At 43.8% G+C, this 25,020-nt stretch carries 35 protein-coding genes and 2 pseudogenes; 31 read left to right on the top strand and 6 right to left on the bottom strand.

The features are described 5' to 3' along the window. Positions 1-157: 157 nt before the first annotated feature. From JI667_RS12660 to JI667_RS12645, 4 genes are all read left to right on the top strand, one after another. Complete coding sequence (locus JI667_RS12660; protein ID WP_206854329.1) at positions 158-463, top strand: DUF3784 domain-containing protein; 306 nt, start codon at positions 158-160, stop codon at positions 461-463. A 234-nt stretch (positions 464-697) separates the two neighbouring features. Next, positions 698-913, top strand: a complete 216-nt coding sequence (locus JI667_RS12655) for a hypothetical protein (RefSeq protein ID WP_206854326.1) — start codon at positions 698-700, stop codon at positions 911-913. 13 nt (positions 914-926) lie between these two features. After that, positions 927-1,484 carry a TVP38/TMEM64 family protein gene (locus tag JI667_RS12650; RefSeq protein ID WP_206854323.1) on the top strand — a complete coding sequence of 186 codons (558 nt, stop codon included), beginning with the start codon at positions 927-929 and terminating at the stop codon, positions 1,482-1,484. A 280-nt stretch (positions 1,485-1,764) separates the two neighbouring features. Continuing rightward, on the top strand, positions 1,765-1,947 hold the full coding sequence (locus tag JI667_RS12645; RefSeq protein WP_206854320.1) for a hypothetical protein: 183 nt from the start codon (positions 1,765-1,767) through the stop codon (positions 1,945-1,947). Between the two features lie 70 nt (positions 1,948-2,017). On the opposite strand, the gene JI667_RS12640 is transcribed toward JI667_RS12645, so the two are convergent. Both JI667_RS12640 and JI667_RS12635 read right to left on the bottom strand, forming a co-directional pair. Next, positions 2,018-2,593, bottom strand: a complete 576-nt coding sequence (locus JI667_RS12640) for a hypothetical protein (RefSeq protein ID WP_206854317.1) — start codon at positions 2,591-2,593, stop codon at positions 2,018-2,020. Between the two features lie 110 nt (positions 2,594-2,703). Next, the gene (locus JI667_RS12635; RefSeq protein ID WP_206854315.1) at positions 2,704-2,844 is read right to left on the bottom strand and encodes a hypothetical protein; all 141 of its coding nucleotides are present in this window, start codon (positions 2,842-2,844) and stop codon (positions 2,704-2,706) included. Between the two features lie 436 nt (positions 2,845-3,280). Between JI667_RS12635 and JI667_RS12630 the strand changes: the two genes are divergently transcribed. The 9 genes and pseudogenes from JI667_RS12630 (at position 3,281) to JI667_RS12590 (ending at position 9,935) form a co-directional block, all read left to right on the top strand. Further along, a complete protein-coding gene (locus JI667_RS12630; protein WP_206854312.1) occupies positions 3,281-4,474 on the top strand; it encodes an MFS transporter in 1,194 nt (397 codons plus the stop codon). A 337-nt stretch (positions 4,475-4,811) separates the two neighbouring features. Beyond that, on the top strand, positions 4,812-5,600 hold the full coding sequence (locus JI667_RS12625; protein WP_206854309.1) for a hypothetical protein: 789 nt from the start codon (positions 4,812-4,814) through the stop codon (positions 5,598-5,600). 2 nt (positions 5,601-5,602) lie between these two features. After that, a complete protein-coding gene (locus tag JI667_RS12620) occupies positions 5,603-6,064 on the top strand; it encodes a hypothetical protein (RefSeq protein ID WP_206854533.1) in 462 nt (153 codons plus the stop codon). Between the two features lie 285 nt (positions 6,065-6,349). Further along, positions 6,350-6,961 carry an HD domain-containing protein gene (locus tag JI667_RS12615; protein WP_206854531.1) on the top strand — a complete coding sequence of 204 codons (612 nt, stop codon included), beginning with the start codon at positions 6,350-6,352 and terminating at the stop codon, positions 6,959-6,961. Positions 6,962-7,103: 142 nt separating this feature from the next. Further along, the gene (locus tag JI667_RS12610) at positions 7,104-7,277 is read left to right on the top strand and encodes a hypothetical protein (protein WP_206854306.1); all 174 of its coding nucleotides are present in this window, start codon (positions 7,104-7,106) and stop codon (positions 7,275-7,277) included. A gap of 7 nt (positions 7,278-7,284) precedes the next feature. Beyond that, positions 7,285-7,646: pseudogene (locus JI667_RS12605) on the top strand (AAC(3) family N-acetyltransferase); the annotation flags it as partial. Positions 7,647-7,691: 45 nt separating this feature from the next. Beyond that, positions 7,692-8,075 carry a hypothetical protein gene (locus JI667_RS12600; protein ID WP_244668309.1) on the top strand — a complete coding sequence of 128 codons (384 nt, stop codon included), beginning with the start codon at positions 7,692-7,694 and terminating at the stop codon, positions 8,073-8,075. A gap of 16 nt (positions 8,076-8,091) precedes the next feature. Beyond that, positions 8,092-8,787 (top strand): ABC transporter permease, encoded by a 696-nt coding sequence (locus JI667_RS12595; protein WP_206854285.1) that lies wholly within the window; start codon positions 8,092-8,094, stop codon positions 8,785-8,787. Positions 8,788-9,194: 407 nt separating this feature from the next. After that, positions 9,195-9,935, top strand: coding sequence for a phosphotransferase family protein (locus JI667_RS12590; RefSeq protein WP_206854281.1), 741 nt, complete (start codon positions 9,195-9,197; stop codon positions 9,933-9,935). 57 nt (positions 9,936-9,992) lie between these two features. On the opposite strand, the gene JI667_RS12585 is transcribed toward JI667_RS12590, so the two are convergent. Continuing rightward, positions 9,993-10,763 (bottom strand): SGNH/GDSL hydrolase family protein, encoded by a 771-nt coding sequence (locus tag JI667_RS12585; RefSeq protein WP_206854278.1) that lies wholly within the window; start codon positions 10,761-10,763, stop codon positions 9,993-9,995. A 106-nt stretch (positions 10,764-10,869) separates the two neighbouring features. On the opposite strand from JI667_RS12585, the gene JI667_RS12580 reads away from it, so the two are divergent. Beyond that, positions 10,870-11,796 (top strand): ABC transporter ATP-binding protein, encoded by a 927-nt coding sequence (locus JI667_RS12580; RefSeq protein ID WP_206854275.1) that lies wholly within the window; start codon positions 10,870-10,872, stop codon positions 11,794-11,796. After that, on the top strand, positions 11,789-12,787 hold the full coding sequence (locus tag JI667_RS12575; RefSeq protein WP_244668308.1) for an ABC transporter permease: 999 nt from the start codon (positions 11,789-11,791) through the stop codon (positions 12,785-12,787). Before JI667_RS12580 ends, JI667_RS12575 begins: the two co-directional genes overlap by 8 nt. An 84-nt stretch (positions 12,788-12,871) precedes the next feature. On the opposite strand, the gene JI667_RS12570 is transcribed toward JI667_RS12575, so the two are convergent. From JI667_RS12570 to JI667_RS12560, 3 genes are read right to left on the bottom strand one after another with little or no spacing between them, the layout of a single operon-like run. Then, the gene (locus JI667_RS12570; RefSeq protein ID WP_206854273.1) at positions 12,872-14,239 is read right to left on the bottom strand and encodes a PTS ascorbate transporter subunit IIC; all 1,368 of its coding nucleotides are present in this window, start codon (positions 14,237-14,239) and stop codon (positions 12,872-12,874) included. Between the two features lie 30 nt (positions 14,240-14,269). Then, on the bottom strand, positions 14,270-14,536 hold the full coding sequence (locus JI667_RS12565; protein WP_098353994.1) for a PTS sugar transporter subunit IIB: 267 nt from the start codon (positions 14,534-14,536) through the stop codon (positions 14,270-14,272). 19 nt (positions 14,537-14,555) lie between these two features. Next, entirely contained in the window at positions 14,556-16,655 is a 2,100-nt protein-coding gene (locus JI667_RS12560) for a BglG family transcription antiterminator (RefSeq protein WP_206854270.1), read from the bottom strand. Positions 16,656-16,899: 244 nt separating this feature from the next. On the opposite strand from JI667_RS12560, the gene JI667_RS12555 reads away from it, so the two are divergent. From JI667_RS12555 to JI667_RS12485, 16 genes and pseudogenes are all read left to right on the top strand, one after another. Further along, positions 16,900-17,220 carry an HIT domain-containing protein gene (locus JI667_RS12555; protein WP_206854267.1) on the top strand — a complete coding sequence of 107 codons (321 nt, stop codon included), beginning with the start codon at positions 16,900-16,902 and terminating at the stop codon, positions 17,218-17,220. Positions 17,221-17,236: 16 nt separating this feature from the next. Continuing rightward, positions 17,237-17,656 (top strand): HIT family protein, encoded by a 420-nt coding sequence (locus JI667_RS12550; protein ID WP_206854235.1) that lies wholly within the window; start codon positions 17,237-17,239, stop codon positions 17,654-17,656. Positions 17,657-17,994: 338 nt separating this feature from the next. Next, positions 17,995-18,255 carry a PH domain-containing protein gene (locus JI667_RS12545; protein WP_206854231.1) on the top strand — a complete coding sequence of 87 codons (261 nt, stop codon included), beginning with the start codon at positions 17,995-17,997 and terminating at the stop codon, positions 18,253-18,255. A 186-nt stretch (positions 18,256-18,441) separates the two neighbouring features. Further along, positions 18,442-18,717 (top strand): YesK family protein, encoded by a 276-nt coding sequence (locus JI667_RS12540; RefSeq protein ID WP_206854228.1) that lies wholly within the window; start codon positions 18,442-18,444, stop codon positions 18,715-18,717. Positions 18,718-18,914: 197 nt separating this feature from the next. Then, a complete protein-coding gene (locus JI667_RS12535) occupies positions 18,915-19,697 on the top strand; it encodes a phosphotransferase (protein WP_206854226.1) in 783 nt (260 codons plus the stop codon). A gap of 12 nt (positions 19,698-19,709) precedes the next feature. Beyond that, positions 19,710-20,177: a GyrI-like domain-containing protein gene (locus JI667_RS12530; RefSeq protein ID WP_206854211.1), complete on the top strand. Its 468-nt coding sequence runs from the start codon at positions 19,710-19,712 to the stop codon at positions 20,175-20,177. Between the two features lie 2 nt (positions 20,178-20,179). Then, positions 20,180-20,431: a hypothetical protein gene (locus JI667_RS12525; protein ID WP_206854208.1), complete on the top strand. Its 252-nt coding sequence runs from the start codon at positions 20,180-20,182 to the stop codon at positions 20,429-20,431. Then, positions 20,425-20,838, top strand: a complete 414-nt coding sequence (locus JI667_RS12520; protein WP_206854204.1) for a hypothetical protein — start codon at positions 20,425-20,427, stop codon at positions 20,836-20,838. Before JI667_RS12525 ends, JI667_RS12520 begins: the two co-directional genes overlap by 7 nt. A 79-nt stretch (positions 20,839-20,917) precedes the next feature. Then, a complete protein-coding gene (locus JI667_RS12515; protein ID WP_206854201.1) occupies positions 20,918-21,469 on the top strand; it encodes an aspartyl-tRNA synthetase in 552 nt (183 codons plus the stop codon). A gap of 11 nt (positions 21,470-21,480) precedes the next feature. Beyond that, a complete protein-coding gene (locus tag JI667_RS12510) occupies positions 21,481-21,828 on the top strand; it encodes a YunG family protein (RefSeq protein ID WP_206854198.1) in 348 nt (115 codons plus the stop codon). Then, positions 21,825-22,412 (top strand): histidine phosphatase family protein, encoded by a 588-nt coding sequence (locus tag JI667_RS12505; protein WP_206854195.1) that lies wholly within the window; start codon positions 21,825-21,827, stop codon positions 22,410-22,412. Before JI667_RS12510 ends, JI667_RS12505 begins: the two co-directional genes overlap by 4 nt. Next, complete coding sequence (locus JI667_RS12500) at positions 22,409-22,873, top strand: NUDIX hydrolase (protein WP_206854192.1); 465 nt, start codon at positions 22,409-22,411, stop codon at positions 22,871-22,873. The genes JI667_RS12505 and JI667_RS12500 overlap by 4 nt, the downstream gene beginning before the upstream one ends. A gap of 320 nt (positions 22,874-23,193) precedes the next feature. After that, positions 23,194-23,685 carry an RNA polymerase sigma factor gene (locus tag JI667_RS12495; RefSeq protein WP_206854189.1) on the top strand — a complete coding sequence of 164 codons (492 nt, stop codon included), beginning with the start codon at positions 23,194-23,196 and terminating at the stop codon, positions 23,683-23,685. Beyond that, positions 23,666-23,737, top strand: a pseudogene (locus JI667_RS23165) (hypothetical protein); the annotation flags it as partial. The gene JI667_RS12495 and the pseudogene JI667_RS23165, both read left to right, overlap by 20 nt. 99 nt (positions 23,738-23,836) lie before the next feature. Further along, on the top strand, positions 23,837-24,538 hold the full coding sequence (locus tag JI667_RS12490; RefSeq protein ID WP_244668307.1) for a hypothetical protein: 702 nt from the start codon (positions 23,837-23,839) through the stop codon (positions 24,536-24,538). Positions 24,539-24,665: 127 nt separating this feature from the next. Beyond that, a complete protein-coding gene (locus tag JI667_RS12485) occupies positions 24,666-25,013 on the top strand; it encodes an ArsR/SmtB family transcription factor (protein WP_206854185.1) in 348 nt (115 codons plus the stop codon). The last annotated feature ends 7 nt before the right edge of the window (positions 25,014-25,020 follow it).

Raw genomic sequence — 25,020 nt, 5'->3', positions numbered from 1 at the left:
ACCTCCTTGAAGTAGAGCTCTTATTGTTAGAGAATACCATTAATCTATGCTTATCATACTATAAGACTTCGGGTTGTATTTTCCTGTTATATATAGAAATAAAGTGCAAGGATAAAAAAATCATATGATGATTGAACTATTTTAGGAGGAACTCCCTATGTACCTACCCTTTATCCTTTGCTTATGCGTGGGACTTATGATTGTCTACATTGGATATTTAATCCGGGTAAAGAAAAAACTCAGTTTCATTGCCGGCTATCAGGATGATGCATACAAAGGGGACAAAGAGAAACTTGCGAAGATATTTGGCTTATATATAATGATAGTCGGTGTCATGACGATGGTTCTACCGTTTGCTCTTGAATTTATTGGCCCCTTTACGGGAAAAGTATTCGGGGTCCTGATAGGAGTTTCAGCCATTGTCCTCAGTGTGTATGTGATGAGAAATCAGATGAGGTCCTGATTAGAAACGGACTTAGAAACCGACCCGGAAAACAAAACGCTTATAGAACTTCCGAACCGGCCAAATGGAGTGCGAAATATGGATGTCTGGCTATTGCATTATGTAATTTGTTCACGTGTGTGACAAGTTGGGGAGAGAATTGGATCCTTACTGTTCTTTTAGGAATGGGCGTAGTAGTTTGTGGAACGATAGGTATTTTTGATTTTAAGCAACATATGAAAGGATAATTTCTCTATGGTTTCCCGAATCATTGTCTTGATGATTGGATTAATCGTGTACTTTATCGGCAACTCTAAGAAAAATCTCACAATAAAAGGATTGGCTATTGGTTTTATCATTTCACTATTCAGGTTTAAGGTTCCTCACTTCATTGAAGGATTTATTCAAGGAGAACGAAAGGTTTCATGGGTTGAACAATTAAGCAGAAAAATCGACAGGACAGCATCATAAGGAGCGTAGCACAATGGAAACACACCTCTTAGAATGGTTCAACACATTAGGCATCTTTGCCATCGCATTAAGTATTCTCCTAAACATCATCATCAGTGTTCTAGGTGTCCTGCCGAGCGTCGTGATTACGGCTGTGAATATCACTTTTTTCGGATTTGAAAAAGGATTGGCTGTTTCAATCGCAGGAGAAGCGCTGGGGGCAATCGTCAGTTTTTATTTATATCGCAAGGGCATCAAGAAGTTATTTCATCATAAGGAGATAAACAACGGGTTGCTGACACGATTACAGAACTCCCAGGCAGTAGAAGCTTTTTGCCTGATCATTGCCTTCAGGATCTTTCCTTTTATTCCATCCGGTCTGGTGACATTGGCTGCTGCCATCAGTAAAGTCGGGATCATCAACTATTCCATAGCGAGCACGATTGGGAAAATGCCGGCTCTGGTCATTGAAGCCTATTCGATTCAGCAGGTCCTCGTTTGGAACTGGAAAGGGAAAGTCCTACTGAGCGTATGCTTAGTATTTTTCATTTGGCTGATCTTTAACAGAAGGAAACCTGACGTGAAGGAGTGAACAGCTTGAAAATTACAAAACAAAGGCTGGCATGGATCGTTCCGAATGTGTTTTGTTAGCTGATGTTTGCAGGAGGAACCATTTTTATAGCGTAAAATGTAGAGGGATTAGAAGCCATTAACCGGCTGGACATATGGGTGTTGGCGATGATTTTTCTATTCGTTATAACCATTCTCGGTAGTTATAGTATTGTGAAATGGATGAAAGAGGGTAGATTATAGCATGAAGAAGGACATCTTTCCTTTACTCTATATATAAATCAAAAAAGGTGTGCATGACCATGATAAAAAAAAGCATCCAACTTCCCCTGATCTATTTCGTAATAGCCATCCTCTATCAATGGATCAAGAACGGAGAAGTCAGATGGATAGAAGATTGTGCAATATGTGTCTCTATGTTCTTATTGGTATGGTTATTTCATTGGGCTGAAAAGCCGTATAAGTGGAAAAGAAAACAGCATTAAGTGGCATACAATAGTGAGGGGAACGGAGGGATTTTGGTGGGACTGAGTAGTAGACAAGTGCTAATATGCACTACCTCTCTACCCGGTTTTCAAGATTGAAGACCCGCTTATCCAAGTCAGTCATTCTTGTATTCGTATAGTGAAATTCAGACTCTATGCTTTGCCGCGTCACTTTTAGCATCGCAATGACATCTTCGGTTTGTGAGGCTTCAATCCGGTTGACGGTTTCCTTGATTTCCTTCACATCAGCTTGAGTTTCTTTCAAATCGGAACTCATGTTGCGGACATCAGCTTGAGTTTCTTTCAAGTCGAAACGAATGTTGCGGACGTCATCTTGAGTTTCTTTCAAATCGGAACTCATGTTGCGGACATCAGCTTGAGTTTCTTTCAAGTCGGAACGAATGTTGCGGACGTCAGCTTGAGTTTCTTTCAAGTCAGAACGAATGTTGCGGACGTCAGCTTGAGTTTGTTTCAGATCAGAACGGATACTGCTCACGTCCGCTTGAGTCTGTTTTAAATCAGTACGGATGCTGCGAACATCAGCTTGAGTCGTCTTCAGCTCACTTCGAAATTCCTTCATGTCAGTGCGTACTTCTTTCATCTCACCGTGTAAATCCAACAGAATTTCAAGTATCTGCTTTTCCATTTCTCTCACCTCCTTCCCCTTATTATAAGACATCTGATTCGGACATTCTACCTTAAATCATTTCCTTTTTGGAAGAAAAAAGGGGACGATGAGATCGCCCCTCTGCTTCATTAATCCCGCATGGCTCCTGCTTCCCGGGAAGTTATCGCACCCTGTCCTGCCGCTACATCTTTTTGAATTTGTTTTTTCACCTGCTGTGGGTCCGTACCTGATGCCGTGGTCTTCATATTCGTTTGATTAGGCTTTTTCATTAACCGATCACCTCCTTAAGCCATTAGTATGAACGGTACTGCCAGGTGATATGAAAAATCTTCTCTTGTCCAAAAAAAGGAAGAAAGCTATAATGAAATAGAATCTTATAGTATAAAGGAGGGAATATCATGCATACGTTCACTGTAGACATCAAAAAATACCAACTATTAATGATGTCTATTATTGGAATTTCAGCCGTCCTCGGGACACGTCTGTCCTTTTTTAGCTGAATTTTCATAGTGATGAACGAGTGTATGATTTCCTAAAATAGCGACAGCCATGGGGAATGATTCCCTATGGCTTTTTTTGCGCAATTCCGGCGGCTCGATGGGAAACGTGTGTTTATTCAGCTGCTGAATTTCAAAGGATTTTCAGCAGCTGAAACCCAACCCGTCCGAGCCTGTTTATTTTTTTGTTATGAGAGGACGAAGTGAAATGATGAAAATTAAAAACAACATATATCTGCTCTATGTTTATTTATTTTTTTCCCAACTGTTTTTCGACCGGGCGTTATGGGTCATCTATCTTGGCGACAAGGGGATGACCTTAGGTGAAGTCGGGATCCTTGAGGCCCTGCTCCATTTGGCCATCGTGTTATTCGAAGTACCGACAGGGATGATTGCTGATTTATACGGGAGGAAGGTAAGCCTTGTGATCGGGAATGTGTTCAGTCTGCTTTACGGATTGTTCATGCTGATGAGCGGCTCGTTCTCACTATTCACGTTGGCGTTCCTGTCCATGGGGCTCATGGTCACCCTTCATTCGGGGGCCGAGCAGGCATTTGCTTATGACACGTTGAAAAATGAGAATCGGGAAAAGGATTATACGCGGGTCATTGGAAGCATGACGGCGATTTCCCTGCTATCCCTGAGCCTCGCGAAATTCCTTGGCGGCTTTATGGCAGAAGTGAGCTGGGAATGGGTTTATGGATGTACGATTATCACCCACATCCTGGCGGTCATTCCTCTTCTGTTCATGAAAGAACCAGAGCGGGAGAAGACCGAAGAAATCAGCGGACGCTGGTACAACCAGTGGGGCCATCAATTCCGGCTAGGGGTAAATGTGTGGAGGAACAACAGGACTATTCACGCACCGGTTGTTCTTTTTATTCTGGCAAGTGCGGTCATGGTGATCATGGTATTCTACGGACAGGAATATTTCGTGGAACTCGGTTATTCATCCATCGTCGTAGGAGCTGTCTTCACGATTGAAGGCCTCCTCGGTGTTGTCATGGCAAAGATTGCGTACAAGGTGGAAGAACGATTCAAGTTCTTCAACATCCTGTATTACGGATTAGGACTTTTCCTTGTGTTTTTCGTGTTGTTCATCTTTTCGACGGACTGGGCGATCCTGCTGTCGTTCCTGATCCTCGCTCAGCTGTTAAGTTTGTTCGAACCGATCTTCAGCTCGTTTGTACAAAGCTTTTTGAAGAGCAATATACGGTCGACTTTCCTTTCCCTGATCGGCTTGATGGAGAGCTTTGTGATCATGATCAGCTTCCCGCTCTTCGGCTACGCGATCGAACGGATGGGATTTACCGACGGGTTTGCCTGGCTGCTCGTGATTTTCTTTGTACTCGCTGGTGGGTATCTGGTTGGTCAGAGGGTGAAAATGAAGGGACAGGCATAGGAGGAGAGCTTCTCATCTTTTTAGGTGGGAAGCTTTTTTATGATATCAAAAGGGAAATGATGGTAAAATGTACGTGTTAGGGAGGGGTATACATGACAGTTAAATAAATGAGAAAAATGTTTCGTGTCGAAGGATTAAAAGGAAAGGAGCCTTTGCTGATTTTAGTTCGGAAGTGCCGAAGCGGGCCAAAGAATTTTTGATGAAATTACATGAAGTGGAAGCCGTCCATTCTTACGGCGAATCCTAGCCAAGGGACCTGACCAAGAAACTTTTTTCATAAATGTTTTAAAGTATGGAAAAATAAGAGCAATATTGAACGTATGAGGATGGACTCTTATTGGATAATTATTCGAACGATAATACGGCAAGAAGGTATAAAGCTCATGTCAGCATTTTGGGAACGACCCAGATCCATCTAAGAAACCCTTATATCATTGCGTGGTGGTCGGTGTCTTTCCCGGGTTTCGGTCATTTGCTGTTGTCTAAATATATCAGGGGATATTTATTACTGACCTGGGAAGTGGTCATCAATTTGAAGGCTCATGTAAACCTGGCGATGATCTACTCCTTTCAGGGAAACATCCCCATGGCCAAAGAGGTTTTGGATACGCGGTGGCTGTTGATTTACATACCTGTATACATCTTTGCGATCTGGGATAGTTATCGGACGACCGTTGACTTGAATAACGTGTATATCTTAACAGAACGAGAAGAACACCAAATCAATTCCTTTAGCATCGGGGCATTGGAGATCAATTATTTAGACAAGCGGAACCCATTACTAGCCGCTCTCTGGTCCTTATTCATGCCCGGTTTGGGGCAGCTTTACGTCCATCGGATCGTGACGGCATTTGTTGTGATTATCTGGAGTATCATTTTCTTTTATTATTCCCACATGTTAGAAGGCGTTTCCCTTCTCTTTTTAGGGGAAATAGAGAAGGCTACAGATGTGCTGAATCCTGAGTGGCTTCTAATGTTCCCTTCCTTATATGGTTTTGCAATTGTTGATGCGTATATGAATACCGTCGAGAATAATAAGCTTTACGAGAAAGAACAGAGGCGGTTTCTGATAGAGCATTATCAAGGAAAAACATTTCGCTTGTTGAAAGGAAAAAAACTCATATGAATATGCAGGTGTTTTCCACTTTTGAAAATCATATCTACTTAGAAATCGCCATTTCGAATTTAGAGAAAATAGGAATCAAAAAGGAGAGTATATACGCAGTCCCACTTGATAATCGTAAAGAAAACAGAAAACTGTTTGATACGCTGCACCGGTCAGACGGTATGTCGCTGATCGATATTGCCATGCCACTTGCCACCGCCCTGGCCGTCATCACGGCAAGCATCGGATTTGAACTGAAGTGGGGGCCGATCTATTGGGGGTTAATCGGTGCTGTTGGAGGTTTTATGATTGGGTTGATCATTCGATTGTTCCTTGCCTACACGACGAATAAGGGGGAGCAACGACTGAAAGGAAAGCAATCCGAGGTTATTCTTATTGTTGAATGTGATGAAACAAAAGGGGAAATCGTCGAAAAAATACTTTGGGAACATCTCGCTTTAGGGTTGGCTAAGATCATTAAATGAAATGGGATACCACTCGCATTCACCCTCTTGTAGATATAAAAAAAGACAGCCGAGGCTGTCTTTTTCGTATCTATCTCCATTATACCACTCCTTCTATGAAATTATCAGTCTACTATATTTTGAATAAATTGGTAAAATGAATCCTGGATTGAAGGGGAGGGATTGGAATTTGGAGAGGACGCCGGGAAACAATTACTACCTCTGGCTTCACGTCTTGGAGGACGAAATCAATCACCGGGGTCAGATCAGAAGCCAGAAGCGGAGAATAAAGAAGGGGAATATTATATGAAGACAGATCTTGTAAACATCTTGACACTCATCAAACTGGGAGAAAAGCTGAAATCCGAAATGAGGCACAGCTGGCTCTCGAACGGCAGACAGGAAAGCGTGGCCGAACATACGTGGAGAGTCTCCCTGATGGCCATGCTGATGGAACCTTACTTAACGCAAAAAGTGGATTCGGAGAAATTATTAAAGATGATCATCATTCATGATCTTGTCGAAGCGGAAGTCGGGGACATTCCGGCGTTTGATACGTTGAATGACGCAGCGGCGAGGGAACAAAAGGCACTCAATGAGAGGATGTCCATTGAGAGAATTAGGGATATGTTAGACGATCGGTTAGGAAAAGAGTTTTATGAACTGTGGCATGAGTTTGAAGAGAAAGAAACATACGAAGCCAAAGTCGCCAATGCGTTGGATAAATTGGAAGCCCAGATCCAGCATAATGAAGCAGACATTTCAACATGGCTTGAAATCGAACATAAAATGAGCTTTATGATGGATAAGCATGTCGAGTTTGATGGTGCATTGCAGACATTCAAGGACATCATTGAGAATGAGGCAGATCTGAAGTTGCAGGACGCTGGAATCGATACAGAGAATTTAAAAGTCTGAGGGGAGCACCTAGCTCCTTTTACGCTTGTTTTGATTGTTAAACCACCACTATGCTTCCAGAAAAAATTATAAAAAAAGATTGTGAATCCCCTGCTAATTTGAAATAATTGGAATTATCAAGGGGCGATCGGAGGAGCCAAACATGAAAACGGTTAAGCTACTATTCATTGCAGGGTTACTCCTCTTTATGCTGGGAATCTATTTATCTACCTACATCGTAAGTGTGGGAACGTTACTAGGCGCAGGTGGGGGTATGATGCTTGGGGTCGGAAGTTATTATATAGGAACCAATCAGGTAAACAGACATAGAGGGTGAATAGATTATGGAAAAAGCAAAACTCATCACCAAAAATCATATTGTAAAAGATTTAAAAAAGGTGGGTGTTAGAAGGGGAATGACCCTCATCGTTCACTCACCCTTAAAATCCATCGGCAGAGTCATAGGCGGGCCGGTTTCAGTCATCCTGGCACTGGAAGAAGCAGTCGGTACCGGTGGGAACATCGTCATGCCCACCCAAACCGAGCATCTTTGTGATCCGACGGAATATGGAAGTGGATATACGGATGAAGAGCTGGAACTCATCAGGGAAAACATGCCGACTTTTCATCCCGACCTAACACCTACCTCCTACATGGGATTCATCCCCGAGACGTTCAGAAACAAGACGGGGTGAGACGCAGTCCACATCCTCACACGTCCTTCGCTGCGTGGGGAAAGGATGCTGCTTATGTGGCGCAAAGTGAATTGGAAGATATCCTTGCAAACGTAAAGAAGGAAGGAATCAGTATCATCTTAAGCTGTCATGAAACACGGTTGTTGGAATATCTGGTGGATGAGGTATTTGTGATAAAGGATAAAAAGATCATTCAACGGAATGAGTCGACGGGAGTTCCCTCTGCCGTCTTAATCTTTGAGATAGGGGAGGAAGCATTTGAAGGAGTATCCGGTCCCCTGGAGGTTGAAAAAGTGCGTGTGCTTGAGAATGGGATCAAGAGAGTGGAAACAAGGGTGAACACCATTCATGTCGATGATGTGCTGCTTGAACTCCTGACAAGAGGGGCATCCATCAAGGAGGTGCATTCCTCCGCTCATCATTTGAAAGACTACTTTTAGGACAGGAGACGGGAAATTGAACGCTTTAGTACGTTATCATCTCATCCATTATCTAAGGTCTTTTACTTACATACCTCCATTAACCCTCTTTATCTTTACTTTGATGCTGAATTATACATATACACCTAATCCTATATATGACAGATACTCATTTACATCATTGGCATTGTTTTTTATGATGGGATGGTTTACGGTGACGGTTTTTCACAGTGAGGATAAGGGACAGAAAGAGATTACATTGCTACATTCGGAAAGGCCATGGAGATACCATCTGGGTTTATATACCGTTTGTGTGATCCTGGCATTCTTGTTAAGTCTCGTTTCTGTGCTCTATCCCATCGTATGGCAAGTCTTTGGAAGTGAAGTTTATCCATCTCACTTTATCCTGGGCTTTCTGTCCCACTTTAGCTTAGCGATTCTTTCTATAGGGGTATCGGCCATTTTCACAAGGGAGCTTGTACGTCATTCGCTGAATACATGGTGGGGAGTTCTCAGCATTCTCATTCTTTCACTGGCAGCCTCCGCATTTCCAGAAACGGGTTTGCTGGTCTGGCTGTTGCCACCTGTTGAGTTATCACTATCCATGATGAGTATCAGCGATGGGGTTGCGTTCATTCCACTTCGTTTTTATTGGCAGTATGGCTGGATCATATTGTACGGATGTCTTTTGATAGGCTTATATTTTGTATGGATGAAGAAAAAGAGGCGTTAGCTGAAGGCCGAATGGTACTTTCTAACCTGACATATGAAAATAGGGAAGAGGAGGGTTACAATTGAAAAAAGTACTCAGTACGGGTCATTCATTATTTTTCTTATCGGTGTAGTATTCTATTTTTTAGCTCTGTTAGGGAGAGATACATTCTTACTTCCTGGGGTCATCACGGCAATCGTAGGTACTGTGACAGGATTGCTCGGAGAAAAAACAGTCCTCAGGAAGATTGGCCTGTTTGGAAATGGTCTTATATTAGTGATCGGTCTGCTTCTTCCGTTTGTGGTGACGACGTTTTTTTGGAATAAGCCTTAGAGGCCATATGCTTAACGTCAAGAACTTCTTGGGAAAAGAAGTTCTTTTCTTTTCTTTAATAGAAATACAATACATGCACATTAGGAGGAGAAACAATGAACTTGGGCACCCCAACCGCAACCGGCAACACAGCCATCGTCTATCTCTATGAAAATAAAATATACAAAGTCTTTAACGACTCCTTACCAGCAGGTGAATCCATGAAAGAAGCAAAGAAACAGCAGTATGCCCGCTCTTGCGGGCTGACCGTTCCGGAAATCTATGATGTCACAAACATAGATGGGAAGCAGGTCATTATCATGGAGCACATGAAAGGGAGGCCGATAGGGGATATCCTGGCTGACAATAGGGAAAGAACGGAATACTATATGGGCATGTCTGTAGATATCCAAATGGGCATTCATCAGATCAAGGCCCATTCCATTGAACCGATGTCTGAAAAGCTGCATCGCCAAATAGAATCAGCACCCGAATTGAATCATTACATGAAGTCCATCTTACTGAAAAAACTAGATTCCATGACCTTTGAAGAAAAGCTCTGTCACGGTGACTTCCATTTATATAATTTAATTTTGTCAGAGGAAAAAGTCTCCATCATCGACTGGGTTGATTCCAGTGCAGGGGATAGGCGGGCGGACGTGTATCGTACCTATCTTCTGTATTCCCAGGTATCAAAGGAGCTGGCGGATATGTATATGCGGCTTTACTGTGAGAAAAGTGGTCTGTCTAATGAAGAAGTATTTCAATGGGCGCCCATCATTGCTGCGGCCAGATTGTCAGAAGGGGTTTCTGCCGAAGATCCAAAGCGGCTGTTGGAGATTGTACATCAGATTTGATGAAGAGCCTAGGGGAAGGAAAGAGCCACGGTACCTGTCCCCATGGCTTTTTGGTGATTACTGTATAATGTTTTTTTCAATCACAAGTGACAGGCTATCAGCTATTTCCTGATAAGTAGCGTCATTTGGATGGAAGTTGTCACTTGAAAGATCGCGTTTGGCATCGGTTACCAAATTGAAGGTGTCCACCACTTGAACGTCGTATTTCAAGCCTAATGTGCGGGCAGATTCATTCCATTTTTGAATGACCGAGTCAAAGGAATCCCCTTCCTGTAATTCCTTAAAGGGATTATATAGCCCCATATAGAGGATGACGGCATCCTTGTTTATGTCCCGAATGGTTTCAAATGTTTTTTCCAAGTTCGGAATTTCGGTTTTCAGAATAGCAAGGGCGGCAGCTTCTGAATAATTGTTTAAAATCTCACCAGAATTAAAGAGGTTATTTCCCCCGATCGTGATGGAAATGATTTTGGCGTCCTTAAGAGATCTTTTGACATCTTTTTGTTCTAACTGGGCCAGTAAATCTTCTATCCTGGCACCCCGAATCCCTAAGTTCTGGTACCGCTCCACCGTATTGGTTTCTTTAAGTGAATCTCCAACCAGGGGGACAAAACCTTCTCCTTTTGAGGATCCTACCCCTCTTGTCAATGAGTCGCCAAGGGCAATATACGTTTCTCCAGGAGTAGCGGGGGCTTCTTCCGATTCTGCTGTGATCTTCTCTTGGGGAGGGTTGGCGATATCCGAATAGGCTCTTATAAATCCATATCCAAATAGAACGGTCAGCCCAAGGGAAAGGGTGATAAATAGTTGCCACATCCATTTTTTCATCTCTTAATCTCTCCTTCTATTATGATTGTACCAACTTTTACTCATGCTGAGTATTGAAAAGAGCAATTGAGAAAAAAGTTCGCTAGAATAGATGTAGGGTGATGATATGAGCATCAAGCCAACCGTTCAATTGAAAAATGTAACGAAAGTAATAGGGAAAAAGACGATTATTGATAATATATCATTTGACATCTATCCAGGAGAAGTATTTGGATTCCTTGGTCCCAATGGTGCCGGGAAAACGACTACGATCCGGATGCTCGTCGGTCTGATCAAGCCGACATCAGGAGTCATAAAAGTCTGTGATTTTGATGTGAGAAAGCAATTTGTACAAGCAATGCAACGCCTTGGTTCCATCGTAGAAAATCCAGAGTTATATAAGTATTTGACCGGTCGGGAAAATCTTCAACTGTTTGCACGGATGCTACCTGGGGTGGACAGTGAACGAATACAGGAGGTCATTGATCTGGTTGATCTGACTGCACGGATCGATGACCAGGTACAGACCTATTCACTGGGAATGCGTCAGAGGCTCGGAATTGCCCAGGCATTGTTGGGCCGACCGGAAGTGCTTATATTGGATGAACCTACCAATGGATTGGATCCAATGGGAATAAAGGATCTTCGTACATTTATCAGGAAACTGGTCGATGAAACGGGTCTTTCCGTTCTTGTATCCAGTCATATATTAAGTGAAATCGAAATGCTTGCCGATCGAGTGGCGATCATGAGCCGTGGGAGAATCGTGAAGGTAGGAAAGGTAAGGGATTTAGTGGATGAATTGTCATCAGGTGTGGACTGGAGAGTCAATGATACTTTTCGTGCACTTGAAATCCTTAAAGCATCTCCCTATGTCCAATCTGCAGAACTGTACGATGATCATACGATCCATACGCTGATGGATGAAAGCAAAACGTCGATCCTGAATGAATCGTTACTACAGGCGGGAATTGAGGTATGGACCATCGAAAGGAAGGTTCAGACATTGGAGGACTTATTTATTGGTTTGACAGGGGGCGATCATATTGTCTAATCCGAATATGATGGGTCTGATTCATAATGAAGTCATGAAAATTGCTTCTAAAAAACGCTTCGCCGTTGTCATCGCGATCTTAATCATTCTCGTCTCCATGTTTACATATGCACAATACCGGGAGATACAAGACAAGATAGAAAAGCAGGGTACGCTGGACTGGCGGGTGGAGCTGCAGCAGGAGATCGTCGACCGGCAAAACCGGCTGGCATCCAGTGGGATCCAGGATGAGGCCAGGCAATTCCTCGAACTGGATTTGAAGCAAAAGCAATACTACCTGGACAATAATATCAATCCGAACTATCCTGGAGCACCTACATTCATTCGCATTTTTTTCTCGCAGGGACTCACACTGGTCCTGCCTTTACTCATCATTATCATGATGGCTGATGTTGTGAGTGGGGAATACAATGATGGGACCATCAAGACATTATTATCCCGACCGATAAAACGTTGGAAGATCCTGATGGCCAAATGGCTGACGGTTTTGCTGTATACATCGATGCTGATAGCGGCTACGGTGATTGTCTGCTATGGAATTTCAGGCATTGTCCTTGGATATGATGGCTGGACGGCACCAATTCTGACGGGCTTTCAAGCTTCTCCATCAGGTGAATTTTCGACGACCTATATCCATACCCTCCCGATGTGGGAATACTTGCTGATGTCAGCGGGTCTTGCATGGGTCGTTACAGCGACTGTTGCAACGATAAGCCTGATGATTTCAGTGCTTGTGAAAAATACAGCAACCGGTATCGGGGCCATGATGGCTGTGTTGATTGCAGGCACGCTCTTATCTTCCATCGGTTCTAGCTGGACGAGCTCAAAGTATTTGGTAAACTTGAATTTTGATCTGATCAATTACTTAGAAGGTCAAGCTCCTCCAATCGAAGGGATGTCACTGCCGTTTTCATTAACAGTACTTGCAGTATGGACGGTCGCTTGTCTTGCCGTTGCGTTTTGGAATTTTACTCAGAAGGATATGTATTAAGTGCATCATTTAGTGTGCATCGTAATGGAAGATTGAACAAAAAAGTAGCCACCCTGACAAACATAGAGGGTGGCTACTTTCATCTTACGCTACTTCCGTTTCTTCCTTCTCCCCAGTCCCTTTCGACTTAAAGCTGATAAAGAACAGGACGGCGAGAAGAACAATGATGGATACGAATACCATCATATTCGATTCGATCAGACTGACAAGGTTACCAAGTACGATGCCGACCAATCCGAAGTCTGCATCTCCGAACGTGGTTCCCTGGAATCCGAGTGAGCTTAACACCGGTAATAGGAGGGCCGGCAGGAAGCTGATCATGACCCCGTTCGCCATGGAGCCGATGACGGCACCGCGGCGTCCGCCTGTGGCATTACCGAATACTCCGGCAGCTGCCCCTGTAAAGAAGTGGGGGACAAGGCCTGGAACGATGACTTTCAATCCTAGTAGTGGAAGGAAAAGCATGCTCACAAGTCCGGCGATGAAGCTGAATAGAAATCCGATGATGACGGCGTTCCCTGCGAATGGGAAGATCGCCGGGCAATCAAGGGCCGGTTTGGCATTCGGGACGACCTTATCGGCAATTCCTTTGAAGGCAGGTACGATTTCACCAAGGAGCATGCGCACCCCGGCTAAAATGATGTACACGCCAACGGCGAAGGTGATCCCTTGCATAAAGGCGAAGACCAGGAAGTTCTGTCCGCCGCTTAATTCTCCTTCAACGAAAGCTGGACCTGCTGCGCCTGCTACGACGAAGAACAGGATGACCATCGTCAGAGAAACAGAAACGGATGTATCGCGCAGGAAACCGAGTGACTTCGGCACCTTGATTTCCTCTGTTGATTTGCTTCCTTTTCCAACGGCTTTCCCGACCATGGCTGAAACCAAATACCCGATTGAGCCGAAGTGACCGACGGCAAAGTCATCGGAACCCGTGACTTTCCGTGTGAATGGCTGAAGCATGGCAGGTGACAGGACCATCAGTGCCCCAAGGATGATGGAACCGAGAACGATCAACGGTACTCCCGTGAATCCTCCGGTTGTCAGGATGACGGCGATCATGCAGGCCATGAACATGGTATGATGTCCGGTTAAAAAGATGTATTTAAAAGGACTGAATCGTGCAATCAGAATATTGACCACCATACCGAACAGCATGATCATCGCGGTTTCCGTCCCGAAGCTTTCCTGTGCAAGAGCCACGATCGCTTCGTTATTCGGGATGACCCCGTCGACTTCGAAGGCATGATTGAACATGCTGCTGAACTGCCCGAGGGACTGGACGAGTACATTCGCACCCGCCCCGAGGATGACGAAGCCCATGACCGTTTTAAGGGTTCCGGACACGACATCCCCTGTATTCTTCCGTTGAATCAGGAGCCCGATTAAGGCGAATAGACCGACAAGGATCGCAGGTGTACCGAGTATATCCTTCATAATGATATCAATCATGTGTATCGCTCCTTTCTAGTTCAAAGTGGTCTAAATATTTTGTTCCAACGCAGTACGCAATTCGTTCTTATCCATCAGGTTCTTCAATTTCACTACGTTTTTGCGGCCGTCTTCAAGGCTTTCTACGATATCTTCAGAGCCCAGGAATAGATCTGCCTGTTCAGTCTTGGCTGTTGTCAAATCCGTGTGGGAAACTTCTGCTTCTTTTCCCATATCCTTCAGTGCTGCTTTTACGTTCATTTCTACGATCATGCTGCTTCCTAATCCGTTTCCACATACGACTAATACTTTTTTCATTTTCATTTCCTCCTCAAATTTATACTTCTACTGTTTGATTGATTAATTCAATGACGGTTTCTTGATCACGCGCTTCGATCAACTTTTCTACGTTGCCTTCATTTGATAATAATTCCGTAAGCTGTGCCAGTGCTTTCAAGTGCGTTTGATTATCGATTGCCGCGAGCACGATGATGAGCTGGGCGCGATGCTTTTCTTTTTCGGAAAAATAAACCGGTTCCTCCAGGCGCAGGAAGCTCATCCCCAGCTGCTCGACTCCTGTTTCAGGACGTGCGTGGGGGATGGCGATATTCGGTGCGATGACGATGTAAGGACCCAATTCCTTCACGTTCCTGATCATCGCCTCCACATAGTCCGGTCGGATCGATTGCTGGTCGACGAGGGGCTGGCTTGCGACCCTGATGGCTTCTTCCCAACTCGAGACACGTTCTTTCAGCTGTATCGTCTGTTCTGTCAATAATTCATTAAGCATAGGCTTTCTGATCTCCTTTATCGTGGGAGTAGTTTGTTCTAAAAGCTGGACCAGTTCTCTCTTCAGTGCATCCTCTTCATGTATCGTTGCGTGACGCTTGATCACATCCATCAGAAGGTCGGTCCGGTTCTTTTCGGTCGGTTTCGAGTCGAAAAGCTCGTTCATCCTTTGCATGACCCGTTCCTTTTCAAGATTCGTCAGGATGGCAGGAACGTGGATGACAGGAATGTCTTTTTCCTTTATATAATTGGTGGAAAAAATAATATCCGCTTCGTACTCGTTCGTTCGATATTCCCTCATGGAGAGGGTCGTGATGACATTCAGCCCGGCAATCAGATTCTCGAGCTGGGTCCGGAGCATATTGGATGTCCCGATCCCGTTTTCACAGACGATAAGGGCCTTGAACTTCGTCTCGACCTTCTTCTTCTCTTTCGTCAACCATCCTCCGAAGTGGAGGGTGATATAGGCTGCCTCTTCATCCGGTACCGTTTTTCCCACATACAGTTCCAGGTGCTTCATAACGCGCTTTGTCAGGTGAAAGATATCCGGGTACGTCGTTTGAATGCTGTCGGACAGATCATTCGCGATGGAGAGTCCGTACTTGAGCCGGTAAAAGGTCGGTTTAATATGGGAGATCAAGTTTTCTTCCAGTCCATTTTTGTCATCGAATACAACACAGGAGTAAAGCTGGAAATCATGAATCATTCGTTGAACGACTTCCTTCAGCCCTGACAATTCCTGCTCTGTGTAACGGTTGAAATTATCCTGCTGGACTTTGGATCCAAGCAGGTTCATTGTGATGAAGCAAATTTCATCATCAGGAAACGTGACGTCAAGCTTATTGGTGATATGAAGCGCAGCCCTGTAGGCTTTTGTTTGCTTTAATACTTCTTTCTCCGCTTCCGGGACTGAAATGTATTTATGCAGTTCAATCCGCTTCATGATCATCAGGATCTGCAGCGAAAGGATCTCGACCATTTCATCGGTCAGCGTCAATCCCAATTCCTTTTCAGCCTCATACAGGATCTCCCTCACCATGCGTCTTTGCTCCGTTTCCTGTGACCAGGTGTTGGCTTCCGGCTGAATCATCCTGTGAACTTCATTCCGGACATTTTGCCAATCCTGATGGGAGAAGATGGTCGCAAGGATCGTGGAAAGCATCGTTCGCTTTGCTTCCTCGGGCCCCCTTAACCGGTAGCCTGAACCTTTCTTGTAATAAAGGTCCAGACCCGCTTGACGAAATTCCTTCTTGATGTCTTTAATCACCTTCGCGATCGTTCCCCGGCTCATGCTGGTCAGATTCATGAACCGCTGCATGGACGCATCCTGTTCTTCCAATAGGATAGAGGCTTTAATCAGAACTTCTCGCTCTTCTTTCGATAACTGATACTGCCAGTCTTCAAAACTCTGATCCTTCGAAACCATCAGCTTGGATTTCGAGTCAGGGGGTAAAAACAATCCCTTCCCATGCTGGCTCTCAATCGGTTCCAAGCCTTCCGTCCTCAGCCAGCTGTTGATCTGATCAAGGTCGTAATAAATGGTCCGTTGGGACAGGTTCATCCTGGCAACCAGATCCTTCGTCGGGACCGGGTCGGGTGAATGTTGAATGATGGATAATAAGTGTGCACGTCTTTTATCCAGTACCATGAGGATCCCCCTCTAGATATTTTTGCATTTTTATATTCTTGTTTAATAGATGATCATCTTATAAGTCTAGTATAGAGGCTATGAATTAGTAATGAAAGGGGTTTCACTGTATAGAGTTCGTAAGGGTCATTTTTGCAAAATTGAACAGTAAGGAGATGATGCCTGTGAAATGGGGTTTTGGATTGTCAAAACGATGAGGGTTTGAAATAATTGGAAAGAGAAAAGGTATCCGGGAGGTCAAACAATGACGAATGATTTTTATTGTGATGAAGTGTTAAGTGGGAAAACAGAGGTGAAGAAGGTGCTGGAAACTGACCACGTCCTCGCTTACCATCATACGAGGCCATTTTATCCAGTTCATATCGTGGTGATTCCGAAACGACATATTCCTTCCCTTCTGACTCTGGAGGATGATGGTCTCTTACTGGGACTAATGGGTGTCATCAAAAAGGTGGCCCAAATGGTCAAGGATGAACATGGGGCTTGTAAGGTGATCACAAACTTAGGGGACTATCAGGACTCGAAACATCTGCACTGGCACATCGTCTCCGGCAAGCCACTTTGATAAAAGGAGAGGGAAGATGACTATTGAAGAAACCTGTCCATTCTGCCACCCAGAAAAGGACGAAGATCAAAACATCGTATTTGAAAACGAATCCTGCTATTTCCTGCAGCATAACCTGCATCAGGATGTACTGGAGGGATCGGGTGTGATCGTTCCAAAGAATCATCATAGAAACGCATTCGAGTTGACAGAGAAAGAATGGAACGATACATACCAATTATTGCAAAAAGCAAAGACATACTTGGATACAGCATATTCTCCGGACGGCTATACGCTCGGATGGAATGTCGGAGAGGTGTCCAATCAGTTTATCTTTCACTGCCACCTGCACGTTATCCCAAGGTATAATGACGAGCCGCTGGCTGGAAAAGGGGTGCGTTACTGGTTGAAGCAGCCGGAGAATAAGAGGAACAAAAAGAAAACCCACCTCGAATGAAGTGGGTTTTTGTTGTAGTCAATCTTAAGATGACCTTCATCATATCATATACGTTTCATTTCAAAAAATATAATTGGAATATAAGTATTTAGGAGGGATTCTATGTTAATGAAACTTTTTTTATATTGTCAGGCTTATCCGTAACTGTATCGATTTTTTTCCATCAAGAAGCGGTTGGATTCCTGACAGCGATGATGTTTCTGTTGATCGCTGTTTTTTTCAGTAAACCAAGGTTTGGGGTGAAAGGAAAAAAATAATTCAGGTGCGGCCAAATTGGAAATAATTGAAACTTTTCGTGGTGACTAACGTATATTCATATAAAGACAGGAGTGGTCACAATGGAAGTAAAGGTATCGGGGAATGACGGGAACTTACGTATAAAGTGGCAGTTAAGCCAGATAGACATTCCTATTTCGGATATTAAAGGTGTTTCAATGGATCATACATATAGCGGTGAAGAAAGAAAGGCTGTAAGAATCGGTTTGCCTTATGGACACACAGACAGAATTGTAATTAGGACCAGTTCAGAAACGTATATTCTTTATACAAGTAATGGCGGAATGAAAGAAAAGATTCTTTCATTCATGGAAGCGAGTTAGATGAGTTTCTGGATGTGGGTGGCCATTTCTATCCCATTGGTTGGAGGGATCGTCGTTGCTAATTCGGAAAATAAAAAAACGGATAGAAAATATGTGTTTGCGTTCTTTTACTTTTTTATCGCTGTCATTCTTTTTTTCGTTTGGTGGTTTACCAGATGATCAGCATTCTAGACAAGAGGTGGAGACATGTTGATGTTAGAAGGGTGGCTGCCGATTATCGTGCTTTTTATCCTTGCAGCCTGTTTGGTGGTAGTGTTGGCCAGGTATACACGGAATCTCATCGTATTCAGTTTGTCAGCCGTATTGGGCATTATTTGTTTAGGAACCATCCTCTTCAGTATATTTATGGTCGGCGGCTGGGATGGAATGGCCATCGGTTTTTATGCGATTGCTGCGTTTCTTGGCCTTTCGATCGGAACGGCTATGAGCCCGTTCATTAAGAAGAAGAGCGTGGATAGATAGATAATCGTTTGAGGAACAACTTAACTCTGCACTTAAATGTGAAAATGATCCTCTGGATAGATAAGGGGGTCATTTTTTTGTGAGATGGGGATTGTTAAACGAGTGGTGTTTTGAAATAATTGGAATTATAGGATGACGATAAACGGAAAGCTCTATAGATTAGGGAGTAATTGTTCAGATGAAAGGTGGAAGTCCACATGTCACACGAAGAAAAATTAGCCGGTGGGAACGTCTCAAATGTATACCGTTCCGGAGACACCGTCCGTCGGGAACTCAAGCCTGAGAGCCCGAAAATTCATAAACTCCTGAACCATTTAGAAGGGAAGGGATACCCTCATGCCCCGGGGTTTCGCGGTATCGATGAGAAAGGCAGGGAAATCTTATCGTTCATTGAAGGAGAAGCGGGGAATTATCCGCTAAAAGAATACATGTGGTCAGATGGTTCCCTTGAAGAAATAGCACGTATGCTCCGAAAGTATCATGATGCGGTAAGTGACTTTCCAATAAGCGAAGACTGGGAGCCGATCGATCTCACACCCAAGCCGTTTGAGGTTCTATGTCATAATGATTTTGCTGTCTACAACATTATCTTTAACGGGAAAAGACCGGTAGGAATCATCGACTTTGACGTCGCGGGACCTGGTCCTAGAAGATGGGACATTGCGTATACCCTTTACACCTGTGTTCCTTTGAGCAGGGTACGTTACTCTGAAACGGGTGAGGCCATTCACTACGATTCATCTAGGGATGCCGGGCGGTTCAAAGTAAGAGTGAAACGATTCTTTGATTCGTACGGTTTAGATTTTAGGGTGGACGATCTTCAAATGGTCCTGCTCCGACTGGAGGCCATATGTAAAACGATCCACCGGAAAGCAGAAGAAGGCGATGCCGCTTTTCAGAAAATGATAGACGAAGGTCATGTGGAACATTATCAGAAAGACATTGCATTTATACAGGATCATCTCAAAGATTGGATATAGGAGGCGAACGTGATGAGGAGTATCGTAAAAGAGTTAGGTGAAGTGAGGCTTGTTGGTTTCAGGGTTCTTTGTCCAGGTGAAAAGTATGTGGAAGAAATTCCGAAAGCAGCCATGCGTTTGAAAGAGAGAACAGAAGAAATCCGGAACGCACTGCAGCCCAGTCAACAGATCGGGGCATTTGTCGTCGAAGAATCCTCACCCGAAGAAGACGGGTACTGGATCGGATTGCAGGTCAGTGAATTCAGCAACATTCCATCTGACATGACGACCCTGACCATCCCTCCACACCGATATGCCACCATTCTCCATCAGGGTCCCAATGACCAGATCAGAAACAGCTATGAAGAACTGCACAAGTGGATCAATGAAAAGGGTTATACCCGCTCCACTCAAAGCTGGAATCTTGAAATCTACGAAAACCAGAATCCACTTGATGTCCGTGTGGAATTATACGATGCCATTTTGTCAGAGGAGGAATAGGGATGAAAAGAACCTCCCTCATGTTTGCGGGCTTATTATTGGTCGGCTGCCAGGGCATCGAATCAGAAATGACGGAAGAACAGGCGAAAGCCGTGGTGCTGGAACACCACGGCGGTACCGTTGAAATTGTCTCCGTAACGAAGGAATGGAATAAGTACATTGTGGCGTGGGAGAACGAAGAGGATTGTGAGACGGGTATAGACACCGTGAATAAAAAAGGTGAAGTTGAAACACAGGGGAGGGCCATATGTTGAAACGTGGACTCAAATCTCTTATTACGATTGGTGTAGTCTTAATGTTAGCAGCCTGTTCAGGTGAAAAACAAAACATCGTCGTGGAAAAAAGGGTTGGCGACGAAAATAAGTATGAGGACGTTAACGAAGTCACAGACACAAAGCTAGTTGAAGAGGTGAGAGCCATTCTTTCTGATACTCATTGGACTGAGGCACAAGTAGATTTCATCCGTCCTCCGGATTATCAATTCATCTACGAATTTAAAAACTCCGATATCGAGGCAAAACCAGAGCTTCACAAGCTGTGGATCAGTCCGAAAAAGGATAAGCTTGAAGTCATTCAAGGGGAATTTGACTATGCGCAGCTTCCAAAGAAAGAGTCTGCCCGTTTGTATGAGATTTTGACGGGTGAGAGTTTAGGAGAGTAAGGAATAAAGAAACTTCGACTATCCGGCATGATTATTTCTATTCCCGCACGATTAATAGATTCTCCTGAAAGGATTGAACATGAAAAACAAAACCATTTTCGCCACGGTCTCTTGGCTGATGGTGGTGATTGCACTCACAAGTCTTTGGGCTTATGCAGAGCATCAGGACTCTTATTCAGATCCCCATGTAGCCATTCTGTCAGAAGACAGTAAACTCTTATTGATCCCCGCATATAAACTGGGGGACGAATCATTATACTTTATTATCAAAAGTAAACATAATCTTGGAGCGGTTTACGCACATGAAGGACTTTTAGGTTGGAAGAGTGGGATGCTTACATGGGGACCCATCGATCCTGATAGAAAGTTTGATATGTTGGAAGGACACAAGGGCCATGGGGATCATCTGATTTATGGGTTATTCAAGAAGGGAGATGAGCGAGTGGTCAAAGTGGATGATCAGCAAGCGACCATCCTGAACCTCGCCTTGTTATCTCCTGAAGCAGTAAAGGAATATCACTTGGAAGACGTGTATCTTTGGTATTTTGAGAAGGATCCGGACCGTACTTATCACCAGATAAAGCTGGTTGAAAAAGAGACGGATGAAGATCTTCAAATTATAGATTTATAGGGGGAGACCACATGGAGAAGCGTCATCTCGTAGAAGTATTAAGAAGATCCTGGTCCCTGAAAACGAGTTCCAAATGGACGGCTGAAATTCCTGCAAAAGGGCAGTGCGGGGTGACATCCCTGGTGGTCAACGACCTGCTGGGAGGAGAGATTTATAAAACCCGTCTATATGAAGGCTGGCATTTCTACAATGTGATCGATCACATCCGTCATGATTTTACTGCTTCTCAATTTGGAGGAGCCATTCAGTATGATGACATCCCTTCTAATCGGGGTGAAGCATTTCAGGATACGGACATGGACCAATACAATGAACTGAAGTGTAAAGTACTGAAACATTTGGGAGAAATCGAGCATTGAATACATACCTCTACATGGTAAGACACGGTGATTCGCCGAAAAAAGGAAATGAACGGATCAGGGAATTAACGCCAAAAGGGATGTCCGATGCCCGAAAAATAACGGACCTGCTAAAAAAGGAAAACATTGATGTGGTGGTGTCTAGTCCTTATCTCCGCTCCGTTCTAACGGTTGAAGGCATAAGTCGGCATATTGGCCGGCCCGTCATGATCGAGGAAGATCTGAAGGAAAGAATCTTCTCATCGGAAATCAACCGGATATCTGATAGGGAGCTCCGGCCAATCCTTGAGAAATCCTTTAAGAATCCTGATTACGCAGTACAAGGCGGGGAGTCCAATGCCGAATGCCAATCGAGGGCAGTCGCCGTATTGAACAACTTGTTGAGTACATATGAAGGAAAGGATATCGTGATTGGAACGCACGGAGCGATTATGACGCTGATGATGGGATATTTCGACAGTCGCTATGATCTCGATTTCTTACATACTACGTCCAAGCCGGATGTTTACAGGATGGCATTCAACGGGCTGGAATATGTGGGGGTTCAGCGGTTGTGGTCTGAAAGAGAGGGGATGATGACATGACCAAAGTTCCTATTAAATGTACAGGGATAGCGGTCATCCTGTTGAAAAAAGTGGAAGGTGAATACCGCGTATTATTGATGAAAAGGGCAGAATCTGTTTTGAAGGATGTATGGTGCTATATCGGCGGTGGCATCGAAGAAGGTGAGAAAGCCTGGGAAGCGGCATATAGAGAGGTGAAAGAAGAAACAGGAATCATAAACCTTTCTTTATACTCTGCCAATACCTTTGACAGAATCTATTCCATCGAAGGAAATTACATTTACATAGCACCCGTATTTGTAGGGTTCGTCGCGGCTGATCAGGAAATAAACATAAATGAGGAACACAGTGACTTTCGATGGTTGACCTTTCAGGAAGCCATGGACACGGTGTCGTTGCCGGGTAATGATGAGGTGTTGGCTTTCATTGAAAAGCATTTTGTGATGAAGGAAGCTCCCGGATATTTAAAAGTGGGTGACTGATCACCTTGGTTGGGTGTTGCTTGTGCAGTTCAAAATAAAGAAAACTCGACAGGTGTGCCCGATTATTTCAAATTCCGCGCGATTATTATCAATCCCAGGGCGAAAATTTGGATAGTGGCATGAATATTCCTTATCCGGCATGAAAGCTGGGAGTTTCCGGATGATTATGACTGCTATGCAGCCTCATTGCTTGGGATGAAAGAGGAAATTCAGAAATGGGCTTGGGCTTCCAAGCTTATTTTTTATGGTGGATAAAAACTTTAGTTTTTTTGTAACGAACAACTCGATAAACAGATATATAGACGAGAGGGGGAAAGCCTTTGGGGGAATTAGAAGAAATTTATCACACATACGCAGATGAAGTATTCCGTTATTTAATGGTTCTCTGCCGGAATCGGGATGTAGCGGAAGAATTGACACAGGAAACTTTTTATCAAGCCGTTAGGTCCATTGATAGGTTTAATGGAGAATGTAAGATGTCGGTTTGGTTATGCCAGATCGCTAAGCATTCCTATTATAAGTATGTCGATAAAAGCAAACGGCAGAAGGTGGAAGTTGATCAGTGCGCTCCTGTGCATCCTTCTCCCGAATCAGAATACATCCAATCAGAAGAAAAGGTGGTTCTCTATAGAAATATCCACTCCCTGAATGAGCCTTATAAAGAGGTATTGTTACTGAGAATGCTTGGGGGCCTGAGTTTCAGAGAAATTGGAGAGATACAAAGGAAGAATGAGAATTGGGCAAGGGTGACGTACTACAGAGCTAAATTGAAACTGAAGGAAGGGAGCGGTGATGGACATGAAAAAATGTAATATAGTGCAGGATTTATTGCCTTCCTATATTGATGAGATATGCAGCGGAGACAGTAGGGAATTCGTACAAGAGCATCTGTCATTATGCAAGGAGTGCAGAGAGATATACATCAATATGAAAAGTGGGGAGGACATAGAGGATGACCTAGTCATGGAGAGAATAGAATCCAAGAAGCCGTTTCAAAAGGTTTCCGTTTTTTTTCAAGAACAAAAAAAGCTGACACGTTCTGTCTTCGTTTCGGCTCTAATCTTCTTGCTCATTGGAATCCTACTTCTTGGTAACTCCATCATGATAATGAATGAAAATAAGAAAGAATTGCACGAACTGTCTGTTGTAAAGAGTGAAAGAAACATGATCATGGAGGATGTGTTCCATACCCTGCACTCATCTTCGAATGCGGAAGAGTACGAAAGTGAGATACAGGATATCTTCAATCAATATGATGATAAACTCCAGTATCTTGCTGTATTTAAAACAGACGATTTGCAAGAATGGCTGGCAAATTCATCGGAAGTGAAGGAGGAACCAACCAATATCTACCCCGTTGATTATAGAAAGGCGGAAGTGGTCTTCGGCAGCGAGGGAATCATCTCTAATAAAGCCGAAATCATCCCTGGTGAATATGACTTGGGGAATGTTGTCCTGGCAGACGATAACTGGATCGTGCAGTTCGAATACAAAGAATCGTATGAACGGACGATTGAAAGATACCATCAATTGACCTATTACGGGCCAAGCACATTGACCATTTACTGGCCACCCATTCTGTTTATCTCCATCTTTAGTATTCTATTTATCATTTGGTTGTGGTTGAGAAAGCATAATGATCGGTTGAAAGATGTGATGGGATAAAACTATTCTCCCTGGGAATCAACCCCAGGGTTTCTTTCCCCCAATAACACTCTTTCAAAAAACCCCTTGTCATCTATATATAAGTGAACTATTATATAAGCATACATTAATATATGGAGGCGAGTGGATGAAAGCATCGACGGTTGAAATAGACAAATCCGCGACCATTCTTAAGTTATTAGGGGATAAAACCCGGTTGACCATGGTAAAGATACTAGATACCAATGATTGTTGTGTATGTGAATTTGTGGAGATTTTTCAAGCGAGTCAGCCTGCTATTAGTCAGCACGTCCGTAAGTTGAAGGATGTAGGGATCGTGAGGGAGAAGCGCCGTGGTCAATGGATCATTTACTCCCTTAATCGTGAAAGTGAATACTTTCCGCTGATTCAAAGCCTTCTGGACCACCTGCCGAACCAGGACTTTAAATTGAAGGAATTGGAGGAGCAGGGCTTACGCATTTCATGTGATCAATAGGAGGTAA

Source organism: Bacillus sp. NTK074B (genome assembly GCF_017303375.1).
GTDB lineage: Bacteria > Bacillota > Bacilli > Bacillales > Bacillaceae_B > Rossellomorea.
This window is presented reverse-complemented; position numbering and strand designations above follow the sequence as displayed.

Bases quoted from the DNA above. Each gene is read 5' to 3' on its own strand.
- JI667_RS12490 (WP_244668307.1), top strand. From the start codon at position 23,837: ATGGAGAGAATAGAATCCAAGAAGCCGTTTCAAAAGGTTTCCGTTTTT.
- JI667_RS12520 (WP_206854204.1), top strand. From the start codon at position 20,425: ATGTTGAAACGTGGACTCAAATCTCTTATTACGATTGGTGTAGTCTTA.
- JI667_RS12515 (WP_206854201.1), top strand. From the start codon at position 20,918: ATGAAAAACAAAACCATTTTCGCCACGGTCTCTTGGCTGATGGTGGTG.
- JI667_RS12500 (WP_206854192.1), top strand. From the start codon at position 22,409: ATGACCAAAGTTCCTATTAAATGTACAGGGATAGCGGTCATCCTGTTG.
- JI667_RS12630 (WP_206854312.1), top strand. From the start codon at position 3,281: ATGATGAAAATTAAAAACAACATATATCTGCTCTATGTTTATTTATTT.
- JI667_RS12655 (WP_206854326.1), top strand. From the start codon at position 698: ATGGTTTCCCGAATCATTGTCTTGATGATTGGATTAATCGTGTACTTT.
- JI667_RS12620 (WP_206854533.1), top strand. From the start codon at position 5,603: ATGCAGGTGTTTTCCACTTTTGAAAATCATATCTACTTAGAAATCGCC.
- JI667_RS12510 (WP_206854198.1), top strand. From the start codon at position 21,481: ATGGAGAAGCGTCATCTCGTAGAAGTATTAAGAAGATCCTGGTCCCTG.
- JI667_RS12615 (WP_206854531.1), top strand. From the start codon at position 6,350: ATGAAGACAGATCTTGTAAACATCTTGACACTCATCAAACTGGGAGAA.
- JI667_RS12565 (WP_098353994.1), bottom strand. From the start codon at position 14,536: ATGAAAAAAGTATTAGTCGTATGTGGAAACGGATTAGGAAGCAGCATG.
- JI667_RS12545 (WP_206854231.1), top strand. From the start codon at position 17,995: ATGGAAGTAAAGGTATCGGGGAATGACGGGAACTTACGTATAAAGTGG.
- JI667_RS12485 (WP_206854185.1), top strand. From the start codon at position 24,666: ATGAAAGCATCGACGGTTGAAATAGACAAATCCGCGACCATTCTTAAG.
- JI667_RS12555 (WP_206854267.1), top strand. From the start codon at position 16,900: ATGACGAATGATTTTTATTGTGATGAAGTGTTAAGTGGGAAAACAGAG.
- JI667_RS12645 (WP_206854320.1), top strand. From the start codon at position 1,765: ATGATAAAAAAAAGCATCCAACTTCCCCTGATCTATTTCGTAATAGCC.
- JI667_RS12550 (WP_206854235.1), top strand. From the start codon at position 17,237: ATGACTATTGAAGAAACCTGTCCATTCTGCCACCCAGAAAAGGACGAA.
- JI667_RS12535 (WP_206854226.1), top strand. From the start codon at position 18,915: ATGTCACACGAAGAAAAATTAGCCGGTGGGAACGTCTCAAATGTATAC.
- JI667_RS12660 (WP_206854329.1), top strand. From the start codon at position 158: ATGTACCTACCCTTTATCCTTTGCTTATGCGTGGGACTTATGATTGTC.
- JI667_RS12635 (WP_206854315.1), bottom strand. From the start codon at position 2,844: ATGAAAAAGCCTAATCAAACGAATATGAAGACCACGGCATCAGGTACG.
- JI667_RS12580 (WP_206854275.1), top strand. From the start codon at position 10,870: ATGAGCATCAAGCCAACCGTTCAATTGAAAAATGTAACGAAAGTAATA.
- JI667_RS12610 (WP_206854306.1), top strand. From the start codon at position 7,104: ATGAAAACGGTTAAGCTACTATTCATTGCAGGGTTACTCCTCTTTATG.
- JI667_RS12530 (WP_206854211.1), top strand. From the start codon at position 19,710: ATGAGGAGTATCGTAAAAGAGTTAGGTGAAGTGAGGCTTGTTGGTTTC.
- JI667_RS12560 (WP_206854270.1), bottom strand. From the start codon at position 16,655: ATGGTACTGGATAAAAGACGTGCACACTTATTATCCATCATTCAACAT.
- JI667_RS12590 (WP_206854281.1), top strand. From the start codon at position 9,195: ATGAACTTGGGCACCCCAACCGCAACCGGCAACACAGCCATCGTCTAT.
- JI667_RS12585 (WP_206854278.1), bottom strand. From the start codon at position 10,763: ATGAAAAAATGGATGTGGCAACTATTTATCACCCTTTCCCTTGGGCTG.
- JI667_RS12650 (WP_206854323.1), top strand. From the start codon at position 927: ATGGAAACACACCTCTTAGAATGGTTCAACACATTAGGCATCTTTGCC.
- JI667_RS12525 (WP_206854208.1), top strand. From the start codon at position 20,180: ATGAAAAGAACCTCCCTCATGTTTGCGGGCTTATTATTGGTCGGCTGC.
- JI667_RS12640 (WP_206854317.1), bottom strand. From the start codon at position 2,593: ATGGAAAAGCAGATACTTGAAATTCTGTTGGATTTACACGGTGAGATG.
- JI667_RS12570 (WP_206854273.1), bottom strand. From the start codon at position 14,239: ATGATTGATATCATTATGAAGGATATACTCGGTACACCTGCGATCCTT.
- JI667_RS12540 (WP_206854228.1), top strand. From the start codon at position 18,442: ATGTTGATGTTAGAAGGGTGGCTGCCGATTATCGTGCTTTTTATCCTT.